Annotated in this window: 13 protein-coding genes; 8 read left to right on the forward strand and 5 right to left on the reverse strand. The window is 48.6% G+C overall.

Annotated features, from left to right (window positions below; translation table 11 throughout):
- The 3 genes from VN105_RS29545 to VN105_RS29555 form a co-directional block, all read left to right on the forward strand.
- Positions 1–930, forward strand: a 930-nt coding sequence (locus VN105_RS29545) for an NAD-dependent epimerase/dehydratase family protein (protein ID WP_325647058.1), incomplete at its 5' end; no start/stop codon positions are given.
- Between the two features lie 18 nt (positions 931–948).
- Complete coding sequence (locus VN105_RS29550) at positions 949–2,025, forward strand: sensor histidine kinase (RefSeq protein ID WP_325647060.1); 1,077 nt, start codon at positions 949–951, stop codon at positions 2,023–2,025.
- The gene (locus VN105_RS29555) at positions 2,022–2,792 is read left to right on the forward strand and encodes a LytTR family DNA-binding domain-containing protein (protein ID WP_325647062.1); all 771 of its coding nucleotides are present in this window, start codon (positions 2,022–2,024) and stop codon (positions 2,790–2,792) included. The genes VN105_RS29550 and VN105_RS29555 overlap by 4 nt, the downstream gene beginning before the upstream one ends.
- 202 nt (positions 2,793–2,994) lie before the next feature.
- Here the strand turns inward: VN105_RS29555 and VN105_RS29560 are convergent, their stop codons facing one another.
- From VN105_RS29560 to VN105_RS29575, 4 genes are all read right to left on the reverse strand, one after another.
- The gene (locus VN105_RS29560) at positions 2,995–4,770 is read right to left on the reverse strand and encodes an SGNH/GDSL hydrolase family protein (RefSeq protein WP_325647064.1); all 1,776 of its coding nucleotides are present in this window, start codon (positions 4,768–4,770) and stop codon (positions 2,995–2,997) included.
- Positions 4,771–4,794: 24 nt separating this feature from the next.
- Positions 4,795–5,709, reverse strand: a complete 915-nt coding sequence (locus VN105_RS29565) for a TIM barrel protein (RefSeq protein ID WP_325647066.1) — start codon at positions 5,707–5,709, stop codon at positions 4,795–4,797.
- Between the two features lie 33 nt (positions 5,710–5,742).
- Positions 5,743–7,884 (reverse strand): PQQ-binding-like beta-propeller repeat protein, encoded by a 2,142-nt coding sequence (locus VN105_RS29570; RefSeq protein ID WP_325647068.1) that lies wholly within the window; start codon positions 7,882–7,884, stop codon positions 5,743–5,745.
- Positions 7,885–8,016: 132 nt separating this feature from the next.
- A complete protein-coding gene (locus VN105_RS29575) occupies positions 8,017–9,468 on the reverse strand; it encodes an alpha-L-fucosidase (RefSeq protein WP_325647070.1) in 1,452 nt (483 codons plus the stop codon).
- A gap of 208 nt (positions 9,469–9,676) precedes the next feature.
- Between VN105_RS29575 and VN105_RS29580 the strand changes: the two genes are divergently transcribed.
- From VN105_RS29580 to VN105_RS29600, 5 genes are all read left to right on the forward strand, one after another.
- Entirely contained in the window at positions 9,677–10,699 is a 1,023-nt protein-coding gene (locus VN105_RS29580; RefSeq protein WP_325647072.1) for a sensor histidine kinase, read from the forward strand.
- Positions 10,696–11,388, forward strand: coding sequence for a LytTR family DNA-binding domain-containing protein (locus VN105_RS29585; RefSeq protein ID WP_325647074.1), 693 nt, complete (start codon positions 10,696–10,698; stop codon positions 11,386–11,388). Before VN105_RS29580 ends, VN105_RS29585 begins: the two co-directional genes overlap by 4 nt.
- 97 nt (positions 11,389–11,485) lie before the next feature.
- On the forward strand, positions 11,486–13,492 hold the full coding sequence (locus VN105_RS29590) for a TonB-dependent receptor plug domain-containing protein (protein WP_325647076.1): 2,007 nt from the start codon (positions 11,486–11,488) through the stop codon (positions 13,490–13,492).
- A gap of 20 nt (positions 13,493–13,512) precedes the next feature.
- The gene (locus VN105_RS29595; protein ID WP_325647078.1) at positions 13,513–14,151 is read left to right on the forward strand and encodes a hypothetical protein; all 639 of its coding nucleotides are present in this window, start codon (positions 13,513–13,515) and stop codon (positions 14,149–14,151) included.
- 19 nt (positions 14,152–14,170) lie between these two features.
- The gene (locus tag VN105_RS29600; protein WP_325647080.1) at positions 14,171–14,425 is read left to right on the forward strand and encodes a hypothetical protein; all 255 of its coding nucleotides are present in this window, start codon (positions 14,171–14,173) and stop codon (positions 14,423–14,425) included.
- A gap of 39 nt (positions 14,426–14,464) precedes the next feature.
- Here VN105_RS29600 and VN105_RS29605 read toward each other — a convergent pair.
- The coding region (locus VN105_RS29605; protein ID WP_325647082.1) for a mechanosensitive ion channel family protein at positions 14,465–14,966 on the reverse strand (502 nt) is incomplete at its 5' end.

Below are 14,966 nucleotides of genomic sequence, written 5' to 3' on the forward strand. Positions count from 1 at the left end.
AATTTAACACGGGAGCTTTACCGCATGGGGTTTGATATAAAAATTTTAATCAGGCCTTCGGCCGATGTGAAAGGCATTGAAGACATTCCCTGTGAAATCTTTTACGGGAGCATCAGTAATAACAACGATGTATATGAAGCCGTTAAAGGTTGCGATACAGTGATCCATGCCGCCTGTATTACAGAACAGTGGGGCGTTTCCTTTGCGGAATATGAACAGGCCAATTTCACCGCTACCAAATATATTACGGCAGCCTGCCTGGCGCATAAGGTGCAGAAATTTATTTACGTAAGCACCGCCAATACCATTGGCCCCGGCGATAAAAACAGCCCGGGTAATGAACTGAACGGGTTCACCTTATTCAATGCCAACTCCGGTTATATCAACAGTAAATACCTCGCGCAGCAGTATGTGCTGGAACAGGTGGCCAGCAAACACCTTCCGGCTATTGTAGTGAACCCCACCTTTATGATAGGCCCGCATGATGTGAAGCCCAGCTCCGGGAAACTGATCCTCTACGGGCTGAAACGCCGGCTGCTGTTCTATCCGCCCGGGGGCAAAAACTTTGTGCATATCAAAGATGTATGCCGGGGCATTATCAATGCCATTGAAAAAGGTAAAACAGGCGATTGCTATCTCCTGGCCGGCCAGAACCTGAGCTATGCCGAGTTTTTCCGGCTGCTGAAAAAAGTGTCCGGCAGGCGGCAGCTGCTGATCCCTGTCCCTGCCTTTATCCTGAAAGCCGCTGGTATCATAGGTTCCCTGCCGGGCATCTCCGGAAAATTAAATTATACCACCGCCTACATGCTATGCCTGGATAATTACTATTCCGGCAAAAAATCAGAACGGGAACTGCAACTCAGTTATACGCCGGTGGAAGCCGCCGTTACAGGCGCATTTACCTGGTTTAAAGAAAATAACTACATTTAGTAACAGACAAAACAGCAGATGAACTTCCAGGAAAATGAAAAATTATTCTCGAGCAAACTGTTCCTGTATCTTTCAAGGATACTGATACTGTATACTTTCAGTGTCATCTTCAAATCCTTTGACCATACGTTCACAACAGGATTGCAGATCATGGACCTCAGGAGCCAGATGTTCAGCCTGTTCTATATACTGTTTGGCCTGGCCGCCTGGGAAGGCGCCTCCTGGCTGGCCCGTACCGTGGAAAGGAAAACAATAAACAAACACACCCCCGGTAAACTGGTGTTCCTTTGCGCTTCACTCCTGGTATATGGTATGTTGGTGGCTTATCTCTTCGGCTTCTTCTATTCGGTAACCGACATCGTATTGTTTAACCGCTATGAAGCATGGGAAAGTTTCAGGCATTTCAGCTACGACCTGAACTTCGGCGCCTTTATGTTTTACCTGCTGATCTTAACCTTCAACGGCATCATCTTTTATTATTCCGGCTGGAAAGAGTACCAGCTGCAAACAGAACGGCTGATGCGGGAAAACATCCAGGCCAGGTACGATGCACTGCGCAACCAGATAGACCCGCATTTCTTTTTCAATTCACTCAGCGTGCTCACCAACCTGGTATATAAAAGCCCGGACCTTTCCGCCGATTATATTACCCAGCTGGCTAAAACATACCGCTACATTCTTGATAAAAAGTTTGAGAACCTGGTACCGGTACAAACAGAACTGGACTTCCTCGACGCTTACCTGTTCCTGATCCACATCCGCCACCAGCAAAGCATACAGTTCAGCGCCGACATACCGGAAAAGATCAGGCTTAAAGGCATGATACCACCGGTAACCCTGCAAATGCTGATAGAAAACGCGATTAAACATAACCGGTTCTCTGCACAGGACCCGTTGCTGATCACCATTAAAAGCGACGATCATTTCCTCGTGGTATCCAATCACAGAAGACCTAAAGTACATCCTGAAATATCTTCCGGTATAGGACTTGAAAATATTCAGAAAAGATATGCGCTGATCAGCAACAGCAACATCGAGATCAGCGAAACAGAAAACATGTTTATTGTAAAATTACCCATTATCAACGCTTCATGAGAATAGTTATTTTTGAAGATGAGATGCATAATGCCGAACGGCTGATCCGGTTACTGCAAAAATGTGATGCCAGTATACAGGTGGTGGCAGTAATTACTTCCGTAGCAGAAGGGATCCGCTGGCTGGAACAACAACAACCGGTAGACCTCATGCTGATGGACATACAATTATCTGATGGCAACTGCTTTGAAATATTCAGCAAAACAAAAGTACGCACCCCCATCATCTTTACCACCGCATATGACGGCTTCGCGTTACAGGCATTCAAAGTAAACAGCATCGATTACCTGCTGAAACCCATTGACCCCGACGACCTGAAGAATGCGCTGAAAAAGTACGAACAGTTCAGACCTGCCAATAATTACACCGTAGACATCAGCCGCATTGCAGAAGAGTTCCTGCGCCGCGACAGCGCCCGTTTCATCGGCAGGATCAACAACCAGCTGATCTATGTAAAAGCCAAAGACATTGCCTGGCTGCAATTTGCAAGAGGCACTACCTGGGCCACGACCGTCGCCAACCAGCGCGTACCGCTCGACTATTCACTGGACCAGATGGAACAGGTGCTGGACAAACACCAGTTTTTTCGCATTAACCGGCAGTTCATCATCCAGATAGACGCCATCAAAAAAATCACCACTTACTACAATAGCAGATTAATTCTTCAATTAGCACCCGATGTTGATACTGATGTTATTATTAGCCGTGAAAGAGTTACTGAGTTCAAAAACTGGCTCGAAGGGAAGAGCGAGACCTCCTCTGGCTGATCGCAGCGGAGTTTGTCTGACTCAGGATTAAGCTGATTACACTGATTACGCTGATTTGATTACTTGGATTAAAATGATTTGGGGAGATATAAGCGAAAATATATATCCGCTTACATCTCCCCAAATCATTTAAAATCATTACAAAATCAAATCAGCGTAATCAGTGTAATCAGCTTAATCCTGAGTCAGACAAACACCGCGTTTACATTCGCAGGTAGCCGTTGATCAGGGCGCCTAGTTTTTCGTAGCCTGCTTCCTTGGGATGCAGGCCATCGGAGAACAGTTGTTCATCAATTTTTTTGTCTGGTTGCAGGAAGAGTTTCCCCGCATCCACGAAGCGGATGTTTTTATTGGATGCTTGTTTTGCTATCAGTTTGTTGATGGCTGCTACCCTGCTTTCCATATTGCGACGCGGAAGGATGCCCATGAGAATGATGTTGGCGGAAGGTTGCCGGGCCTGTATCTGCTGCAGGAGGTATTTAATGCCTGAAACAATTTCCTCATCAGTGTTTAGCTGGAGATTATTAGTGCCTATCATTAATACAATGTACCGCGGTGAGATGCCGTCCAGTTCACCGTGTTGTACACGCCATAACACATTCTCTACCCGGTCCCATCCAAAGCCCATATTGATGGCTTGTTTTGGCTCAAAGTATTTATCCCATGAGCTGGTGCCCCTGCGCACTTTTGCTACGGGATTGCCGCCCCAGAAATGCGTAATGGAATTACCCATGAACACTACTTTGGGTGAATGGGCTTTGTTCCAGGCCAGTACTTCTTCATGCCGGGTTTCCCAGTCGTAATTGGCGGCATCGCGGCGTTGGGTAACGGGTGTAGTGGTAACGGTATTGCCGGCTTCCTCATGAAAAATGCTGCGGATCTTTTTCGCATAGGCGTTGGCGTAGTGCATCATACCAATATCATTGGGATGTGTGCCATCCACCATGCTTTCTATGTCCTGGCCTATTTCGTCTTTCGTTAGCAGGCTGATGTTCTTTACACCTGCTTTCAGGAGGGAGTCCATTACTTCCCGCAGGGTGATATTTACATTGGTATAAGAGGCTTTGCGGATAGAGTCCATTTCACCATCCGAATAACCGTCGTGTTCCGTTAACAAAATGGGAATACCCGGTTTTTGCTTTTGCAGGAATGTAACGGCATTGGTGATACGTTTTTTCAGTTCCGCACCGGCGTATTCTGCGCGGGTGAGGTTAGGCAGGCAATCCAGTACAAACAGGCGCGGGTCCAGTTCCGCTATCCGGTCCAGTACTTCCTGTTCCAGGCGGCCATTACCGGAGAAAGCCAGGTTAATGACCGGCGTTTCCAGCTGACGCGAAAGGATGTTGGTCCATGCCATGCCCGGGCGTGATGCACATGCACCCTGTGCAATGGAGGTGCCGTATATTACTATGGGCGCCTCTTTACGTACCGGTAACGGTTTGAGCATACTTTCCTCCGGCACGGAAACGGTGAACCATTTTACCGTGTTATATAAAGGCAGGTAAAGTGTATAGTCGATGTTTTTTACATGATGATCATACTTTTTCAGGTGTATAAACCGGTACGTGATGGTATCACCGAAATTGTATTTCCCGGCGCACCACATCCATTGCCCGTCGATGCCCTTAGCGTAGAGATCTACCCCGCTCACACCGGTGGCGGCCATGTGGGGCATGGCAGTAGCGCCCGCCACGGTATACTTCACCACTATTTCGTCCGCATCTGTTCTGAAGCGGAGACTAAGCCCCGCGCTGTTATTCGACAAATGCCATACGGGTGGCCGTACTTCCTTCTCCGATCTCGCCGGCAGGCGGTCGTAATAATTTTTTATCCCTGTTTTCCATCCCTGTCCTTCCAGTGCATAAACGCTGTCGGTAGCCGCCGGCGTCCATGTTTTAAAAGCACGGGGTGTTTGTGCAAAACCGCCGCTTACGGATAACAGTAACGCCGCCATAACGGGCATCATTTTCATCTTCATAATACTATTGTTGTGCTGTAAAATTTAATATCCCCACTTTTTCATTACGGCCAGGTCGTCGCGCACTGCATCCAGCGGCGCCTGTCCCTGGTAAGATTCCTGTTCAATAATAAAGTGTTTGGTACCACCGGATTTTTTACCGAGATCAATCACTTCCTTCACCGGAATGATACCTTTACCTAACACGGTGCTTTCATACTTACCCCCCATTTCGCCCTTGTCCGTTTTAATTTCATCTTTCACATGCATCAGCTCAAAGCGGCCAGGGTACTGTTTAATGATATCCAGTGCAATACCTCCGGCATGGTACATGTTACCTATATCCAGCTGCTGCGCTACCAGGGAAGGATCGGTGTTTTGCAAAATGAGATCGAAGATCTTCTTACCGTTCAGCTGCTGACCAAATTCAAAATCATGGTTATGGTAGCCAAACTTCATCCCTGATTTTTTACATAACGCACCGCTTTTATTGAATACATCCATATAGGCTTTGAAGTCGTCGTAGTTTTTACGCAAACTTTCATCCAACCATGGGCTGATCACATAGTGCTGTCCTACAATGGCTGCATCTTCCACGGTATATTTCCATTCATCGGTAAAATCATTCTTTGCGGCATCCCAGTGTTGTTTGCCCATTACGGTATGACCGCTTGGCATCAGTAGCCCGAGACCATCCAGGAGTTTTTTGAACTCTTTGGCGGAGTAGCCATAGAATTTCCGTTGGCTGTATCCTGCGTGTTCCACGTTTTTATAGCCCATTGCCGCTAACTGTTTCAGGGTTCCGGACGGGTCTTTCTTCATATCATCGCGGATAGAATACAGTTGGATGCCTAACACCGGTTTGCGTACGGCGGCTGCCAGCAGGTGATCCGGTAATAGTGCGGCGCCGGCAATAGCGAGGCTGCCTTTCAACAGGAAACTTCTTCTTGAAATACTCATAGCAAAACGATTTTAGATGTTGAATAAATACTGTTAAAGTGAAAATGCGAGATAAGCGTCTCCCGGTTTCTTCCCCAGTTTGCCACCGCCGCAGGCAACCACTACAAACTGTTTTCTATCCACTTCATATACCGCTGGCGTGGCAAAGCCACAGGCAGGCAAATCAGTTTCCCACAGCAGCTGTCCCGTTCTTTTATTAAATGCCCTGAATTTGCTGTCGGCCGTAGCGGCAATGAACAACAGGCCGCCCGCGGTAACTACCGGTCCGCCATAATTTTCTGTACCGCTGTGAATACCTTTGGCTTTCAGCTCAGGGTAATCGCCCAGCGTATCTTTCCAGAGCAAAGCTCCCGTGTTGAGGTCAATGGCGCTTAGCGTGCCCCAGGGCGGCATTACAGCCGGGTATCCTTCTTTCGTTAAAAATTTATTATACCCGGTAGTATGATAAGGTAAATTCGTATATGCATCTACGTTCTTATGCGGCGCAGTAAATGGTTCCTGTTGTTTTGTCTTCAGGTCCAGTACAAAAACGGCCAGTGCTTTTTGCTCGCTGCTGTCCAGTTGTTTGAAAGCCGGCATCATCCTGCGGCCCGTATTTACCAGTTGTGTGAAAGTGGTAGCGGTATATTTAGTATGAATATTTAAGAGAGATGGAAAATTACCGCCCCCTTTGCGCTCCGGTCCGTGGCACGACATACAATTAGCCATGTACAGCCGTTTCCCCGCCTGGAGCTGTGTTTCCACGGCCGGGGGCTGCTGGTTTTTTGCATCCACCATAGTGAGCACCCAGGGCATTTCGCTGGCATTTACATACAGGATACCCGTTTCCGGATCAGCGGCAGGACCTCCCCATTCTGCGCCGCCATCGAAGCCGGGAAAGATCACGGTACCTTGTTTGGAAGGCGGCTGGAACAAGCGGCCGGTTTTATAGGAAGCTAACCGCGCACGGATATCCGTGTAAGATGAATCCGGTACCAGTGTGTTCAGGTCCTTCTCCTGCAGCGACTGCCGCACAAACGGTTGAAAGAAAGCAGGCACGGGCTGCGTGGGCGATACCCATTCGCCGGGCAATGCAGTATCTGCCGGCACCGGCGTTTCTGTTACAGGATATAAAGGCCGGCCACTGTACCGGTCCAGCAGGAAAATAAATCCTGTTTTGGTCACCTGTACCAGGGCTTCCACTTTGCGGCCGTCTTTCTTAACCGTTACCAGCATCGGCGCTGTTGGCAGGTCCCTGTCCCACAGGTCGTGATGCACAGTTTGAAAGTGCCAGATCCTTTTACCGGTAGCGGCATCCAATGCCAGCACACAATTGGCGAACAGGTTATTGCCGGGGCGTTTGCCACCGTAAAAGTCATCCGTGGCGGATCCTACGGGAGCGTAAAGGATACCTTTTTCTTCATCCAAACTGAACCCTGCCCAGGAATTGGCGCCGCCGGTATGCTGCCAGGCATCTTTATCATTCCAGGAATCATAACCATCTTCCCCGGGTTGAGGAATGGTATGAAAAATCCATTTCAGCCGGCCGGTATGTACATCATAAGCCCGGATATAACCCGGCGCGGCGCCTGCAGCCTCTCCTACCCGCGTGCCGATGATCAGCAGATTTTTATAGATAGTACCCGGTGTGGTGGAAGTGATATCCAGCTGGTCCATGTTGCGGCCCATATCCCGGTGAAGGTCCACATAGCCGCTGTCGCCAAAGGCTTTCACCGGCTGCCCGTTTTGGGCGTCTATACAATACAACCGCCCGCCGGCGGTATAGAAAATATATTGTTCCTTATGATCGCCTTCATAATAAGTAACGCCCCTGCAGGGATTGAACTGGAATGTATTTTTATTGCTGGTCTTCACCGGGTCAAACACCCAGTAGGGCTTGCCTGTAGCCGCATGTAAGGCAAATAATTTCAGCTGTGGTGAAACACCATAAAGCCGCTCCCCCACCACAATGGGGTTTACCTGGATCTGTGTACGGTCTGCCGAATCACGGGTGTGGTACTCCCAGGCTACTTTCAACTGTGCCACATTGCTGGTGTCCAGCTGTGTTAAGGCGCTGTAATGGATATTTTCCTTACTGCCGCCATACACCCGCCAGCTGTGGTGGGCGGTGTTCTTTGCGGTGCAGGATAGTAATAACGTGGAAACTATCAACCCGTAGCTGTATTTCGAAAACATCGGAAAGAAACTGGTTTTCTGTTCCTTTAAAAATATACTTTTTAAAATTCTTTTTTAAGAAAACTATGGCAATGGTAAAAATAACAGGGAGAAGGCTTGAAGCCTTCTCCCTGCATTGATATGTAATTAGTTTTATCCCTTCATTTTCACCACCAGCAAACCATCAGGCACGTCGCCGGGATGGAGGGACGAGAGATCTACCAGGCAATCTTTCCCCTGCTGCTGCCACCTGATGACTTTACTGCTGCCCAGCACACTGGCAACCGCACCTTTAGCCGGCGTATAGTCGCGGATCAGTACCTGCTGGCGGTACCCCGGAACAAAGCAATATAATGCACCCGGCTTCTGGGTAAAGAACAATTCCACGTTGGCATGCTGGTCTGATTTCTTTACCAGGTTGGAAATATTGTAGCCGGACATATAGCTGGCTTCCTTTGCTTCCGGGCGTTTGCCTGCACTCCATTGCCGGCTTGCCTTCCAGGGTTTGGAATCATAAATGGCTTCCCCGTTTACGTCCAGCCACTTGCCGATGTCGAGCAATTTCTGCTGCATGATCACGGGAATGCGACCGTCGGCGGTGGGTCCAATATCCAGCAGGAGGTTACCGCCCCTGGACACAATATCCACCAGCATCAGTACCAGGTCGCTGCTCTTCTTGTAGTCGTCGGCAGTTTCCATACGGTTATAGCCGTACGATTGCCCGATGCCCTGGCTCTCTTCCCAGATCACCCCCGGCTGCATGCCGCTGCCATATTCGGAGGTAAGATAGGTAGCGCCGTTGTTCTTACCGCGGGTATTGCTGCCCCAGCGGTCGTCTACCACCACCTCATTCTTCACTGGTGACTCGTTGAACAGCCAGGCCAGTAAGGAAGGACTTTGCCAGGCGGTATCGCTCATTTCCCATTCCCCGTCGGAAAATATAACGGACGGTTTATAGCGGGTTACCAGGTCTTTGAACTGGGGCGTCATCACTTCTTTTACATAACGTTGCCTGTCTTTTAACCAAAGCGGGTTAAACCATTCGTACAGGGAATAGTAGTATCCCATTTTCAGGCCTTCTTTGCGCACCGCCTCCGTGAGATCGCCCAGCAGATCACGTTTAGGCGTTCCCGTAACGGCGTTCCAGGAATGGCCCCAGGACTCGTTGGCTTGCTTGTTATCCCACAGGCAGTAGCCTTCATGGTGCTTGGAAGTAAGTACTACATATTTTGCGCCGGAGCGGCGGAACACCTGCGCCCACTGCTGCGGATCGTACAATGAAGCGGTGAACTGGCTTTCAAAATTTTCGTACGGCGTACCCTTGCCATAATTCTTATCATGAAAAGCCTGTACTTTATCATGGGAACCTTCTTTGGTGCCGCGCAGGTTATACCAGTACCATTCTGAATACCCGCCGGGGCCTACCACGGCATAAGAAGGTACGGCATATACGCCCCAGTGAATAAAGATGCCGAACTTGGCGTTGCTGAACCACGAGGGAATGCCCCGTTTGTTGAGGGAAGTCCAGTTGGCTTCATACTGCTGGGCAAAAACCAGGGAAGTACTCAGCAACAACAGGAGCATCCCCATACTGCGTTTAATCATAACAGGAAATTTAGATCGTAATGGTCCTCAAAATTAATCATTGTGCCCGCCTATAATAATGGTATTTTCTCTGAATATAATAATTACTTCCCCGTCGTCCTGCATACCGGGGTTGTCGGCACATTTGCCCGTGATGTCTATTCTCACCACGGTGAGCCCGTTAATGCGGCTAGCTTTATAAAAATCAGTAGCTTTATTTATACAGCAGATGAAAAAAAATATCTCCGTAAAAAAGATCACGATCGCGCTGCATATACTTATATGGGGTGTGATACTGCTGTTGCCCTACATAGTGTCCAACGCTTCCGGCGGGTACCGCATGGGGAGCCTCCCCGGCCTGTTCTTCAGCATTTCAGGGATCATTCACATGGGCATCTTCTATATCCATGCCTTTGTATTATATCCCCGGTTATGGAACAGGCGGTACTGGTGGCTTTATTTTCCCGCGGTAATTGCGCTCATAGGATTGTCGTTTCCTCTAAAGTACACCATCATGGCGCACTGGTTTCCCGAAGTAGTGCATGATGTTGCAGCTTATAAATTTGTATTTGGCCCTTCAGTGGGCATTTACTTCATCAGCCTTATTTACTGCCGTGTGGCGGATATGCTCCGTGCAGAGCGCCGGCAGAAAGAACAGCAGGCGGAACAGCTCAGCTCAGAACTCAAGTTCCTGCGTTCACAGGTAAGCCCTCATTTCCTGTTCAATGTGCTTACCAACCTGGTATCGCTGGCCAGGAAAAAATCCGACCAGCTGGAACCTGCGCTCATACGGCTTTCCGACCTGATGCGTTACATGCTGTACGATACGGGGAAGAAGGTGCTGCTATCGCAGGAGATCCTTTACCTGAACAGTTATATCGCTTTGCAACAGCTGCGCTTTGGCAATGAGGTAGCTGTAAATGTGCAGATGGCCGGCAGCGAAACAGCCGGGAACTATACGATAGAACCCATGCTGCTGATACCATTTGTAGAAAACGCCTTTAAACACGGTACCGGCTATACGCCGCATCCTGCTATTGATATACAGCTGGCCGTAAAGGAAGATGTGCTTATCTTTGAAGTAACAAATGAATACGACAGTGATCCGAACGCCAGCAAGGATGAAAATTCAGGCATTGGTTTAATGAATGTGCAAACAAGGCTGCAACTGCTTTACCCCGGAAGACACCAGTTGCTGATCAGGGATGAACCACCATTGTTTCATATTGCTTTAACACTAACACTCACATGATACGTTGCATAGCCATAGATGATGAACAACTGGTAAGAGAACTGCTGGAAGATAATATCCGGCAGGTGCCTTTCCTGCAACTGGTAAAAACCTGCCGCAATGCCATGGAAGCCCTGGAAGTATTGCAACAGGAACAAATTGACCTCATTTTCCTCGACATACAAATGCCCCGGCTGAATGGCCTCCAGCTGCTGCAATCACTGCAACAGCCGCCCATGGTGATCCTTGTTACCGCTTATGAACAATATGCCTTACAGGGATTCAACCTGCAGGTAGTGGATTATTTGCTCAAACCCTTTTCCTTTGAACGCTTCCTGAAAGCGTGTAACCGTGCCAGTGAGTTGTTCCGTCTGCGAAAGCCGGTGGCTGCGGAAGACCATTCCTTTTTTGTACATGTGGAATATACCCAGGTAAAGATCCTTACAGCGGATATTAATTATATAGAAGGATTAAAAGACTATATCAAAATACATTTGGCCGGCAATGCCAAACCCGTGCTTACCCGCATGACCATGAAAGCCATGGAAGAGAAATTGCCCGCCGGCGCCTTTATCCGTACCCATAAATCCTATCTCGTAGCGGTAAAGAAAATCACTGCCGTGAAACGTGACCTGGTATGCATAGGCAACATTGAAATACCCGTAAGTGAATTTTATAAAGAGAATGTAAACAGGATGCTCCAATCATAAAGAGTACCTGTTTTGTCGCTACACTTCCCCTTCCCGTCTACTCTTCAAAAAAGCAGTAACACATCCCGGTAGCTTTGCGGTTATAATACTAACCGTCATGAAAACAGGGTTCATTTATATTATACTGCTTCCTTTTGCCGCTTATGCACAAAGCAAACAGGACACTACCGCAAAAAGCAAACAAGACACCACTATAAAAAGTAAACGCCCCCTGCAGGAGGTAGTGGTAAGCGCCGGCAGCTTTGAAGCCAGCGACCGCGCCAAAGGCGCTTCGCTTACACCTATCGACGCCGTAACGGTAGCCGGTAGCAATGCCGACATCTCACAGGCATTGCGTTCCCTTCCGGGAGCACAGCAAATTGGCGAACAATCAGGGCTTTTTGTACGTGGCGGTACCGGCGATGAAACCCGGCAGTTCATTGACGGCACCCTGCTGAAAACACCCAACTACCCCGCCGTTCCGGGTGTGCCGCAATATGCAAGGATCAATCCTTTCCTGTTCAAAGGCATCCTCTTCAGCTCAGGCGGCTACTCCGCGTTGTATGGCTCCGCCATGAGCAGCGCACTGATCATGGAAAGCACCGACCTGCCGGAAAAAACCTCCGCCAGCTTCAGCGTATTCCCTTCCAACCTGGGCGCAGGTTTTCAGCACCTGGCTACAAACAACAAAAGCAGCTATGGGGTAAACCTGAATTACAGCAACCAGTTGCTGTACAACGGCGTAGTGAAACAGGTACCCGATTATTTTGCAGGCCCCTCCTATTCAGACGGCAACTTCAACTTCCGGATCCGCACCGGTAAAACGGGAATGCTCAAACTCTACAGCAACTGGAGCTACAGCCATGTAGGGATGCGCAAGCCCGACATCGATAGTGCCGCGCTTAACGCAGGTTATGATGTACGTGGCTGGAACAGCTACAATAACCTCAGCTTCCGGAGCTACCTGGATGATAACTGGAAGATGGAACTGGGCGCTGTGTATAGCTATAACCGCGAGGCTACGGCCAACAGCCTCACTGATGCGAAAGGTAACAACGTATTCTCATCTCTCCCTTATAAAACAGCCAGCATGGATATTCATACAGACTTTGCACAGGCAAGGGTGGTGTTCACCCGCTTCTTCTCCAAAGGACAGGCACTGCGTTTTGGTGGTGAACATTTCTATACGCGCGACAAAGGCTGGTCTAACGACAGCGCCATCGCCTTAACAGACCATCTCTCCGCTGCCTTTGCAGAAGGCGATATATACCTCGCGCCCAATCTTGCCGCCAAAGCGGGGGTACGGGTAGAGTATGCCTCCGTGCTGCGTAAACTGGCAGCTGCACCAAGAATAAGCCTGGCCTATCGCCTGCCGGATGCCAGCCAGTTCAACCTGGCCTATGGCATCTTTTACCAGGAACCTGCCAATGATTTTTTATACCGGCAACGTCATCTCGGTTTTTCCAGCGCTACCCATTATGTACTGAACTACACAAAAAAAGCCAACAACCGCTTCTTCCGGGCAGAGCTTTATTATAAGAAATACCGGAACCTGGTAAAAACCGTACCCGCATTAAGTAATAACGGGAACGGCTATGCGCAGGGATTAGAACTCTTCTGGCGGGATAAGAAAAGTATCAAAAACCTGGACTATTGGATCACGTATACCTACCTGGATACCAAACGAAATTTCCTTGATTATCCTTACACGCTCCGGCCTTCGTTCACCGCACCGCATACCGCTACGGTAGCCATTAAAAAGTTTTTCCGGGATATCAGCACCAATGTTAATGTTTCCTGGGCGCTGGCTGCAGGACGTCCCTATTATAATATTCATGAAGGCAGCATTTCGGACCGGGGCGCCACCAAAGCATACAACATCGCTAACCTGCATATCGCTTATCTCTGCTCCTTTTTCAAGAACCGTAAGTGGAAAGATTTCTCCGGGTTTGCCATGGGAGTTAACAACCTCTTTGGTACCAAACAGGTGTTCGGCTATCAATACAGCGCAAACGGGCAGTTCAGGGAGCCGGTAACGCTGCCGGCTACACGCGGTTATTTTATCGGCGTATTCATGAGTTTCGGTATAGACCGTACCGATGACTTTCTTAATAACAATTTATAAAACACTAAACACACATTAACATGAAAAAACTGCTTATCTGCGTATTACTGGTTATAACAGGCTATTACGGCGCTATGGCGCAAGCCGGCGCTTTACAACAGGCGGTTAACAAACTGGACCAGGCGCAAACGGTAAAGGATTACACTGCCCTGGAAAAAACATTCTCCGGTATCACCGGCCAACCGGCATGGCTGCCACCCTATTACGCGGCTTTATGCAATGCAAAGATCGGCTTCCTGCTGCAGGATGACGGCGATAAAATAGAAGCGTTTTCCATTCGCGGTGAAGAACAGGCGCAGCAGGCATTATCACTGCTGGATAGTGCCACGCAAAAAAAGGAACTGGCGGAAGTATACACCGTGCTAAGCATGGTATACCGCACCAAAGTATTCATTAACCCTATGACATATGGCCGCAAATACGGCATACTGTCGGGGCAAATGCTGCAAAAGGCGCAAACGCTGGACCCTGGCAACCCCAGGGCATTGTATGTAGCTGCATGGGTAAAGTATTATACACCAAAAATGTGGGGCGGCGATAAGGAACTGGCAAAGAAACTGGCTACGGAAAGCCTGCAAAAGCTGACCAATCCCGGAACAGACGTTTACCCCCGCTGGGGCCGGGCAGATGATCAGCTGTTACTGAGTAAAATTAAATAACCTTTTAAAAAGAATGATCATGGGATTTGGAATTATCATCCTGCTGCGTGTGCTCTTTGCTGCCAGCATGGTATTTATTATCGGTTATGTTTTCGGCGGTTTTTCAAAAAACCCGTCCCTCCGTACTATCACTAAAATAGCCTCAATACTGGTGATCGTATTATTTATTGCGGCTAATGTGATACTCACCCGGATAGCTGTACGCCAATGGAACGGCAACGGGCACTGGTGCGACAGGAACCACGAGGTTAAAACGGAAGTACAGCGACCATAAGCAGCAACAGGACCAGCCATTTCAGCTGGTCCTGTTCTTTTACATCAAACCTGCCGCTTTTAAGGAAGTAGTTACCTGGGTAATGAGTTCATGGGTAATTCTTTCATAGGCATCGTCCGACTTATTGCTCACCCAACAGCTCAGGGCCACCTTTACCGCCGCCCCTTCAATACCGCTGTACCAAACCGTTTTAGGCTTATCCGGCACTACATCCTTCATCCCCGTCACTATATCTGTCATGATCTTCTCTGCTTCTTTCAGCTTATCAGACAGGGGAATGGTGAAGGTAAGTGCAATACGCCGCAAGGGGGTAAGCGAATGATTAATGATTGGCTTCTGGAAAATATCTTTATTGGGAATAATCACATGCAGGCCATCGGCTGTGATCATAGTGGTGGACCTTAATTGTATGGCATCTACTGTGCCGGTAAATCCATTGGTTTCTATAATATGCCCTACATCAAAAGGTTTTTTAAAAGTGATAAAAATACCGGAGATGAAATTGGCAGTAAGATCCTGGAACGCAAAACCAAGCGCGAGT

Source organism: Chitinophaga sp., assembly GCF_035564935.1.
Lineage (GTDB): Bacteria > Bacteroidota > Bacteroidia > Chitinophagales > Chitinophagaceae > Chitinophaga.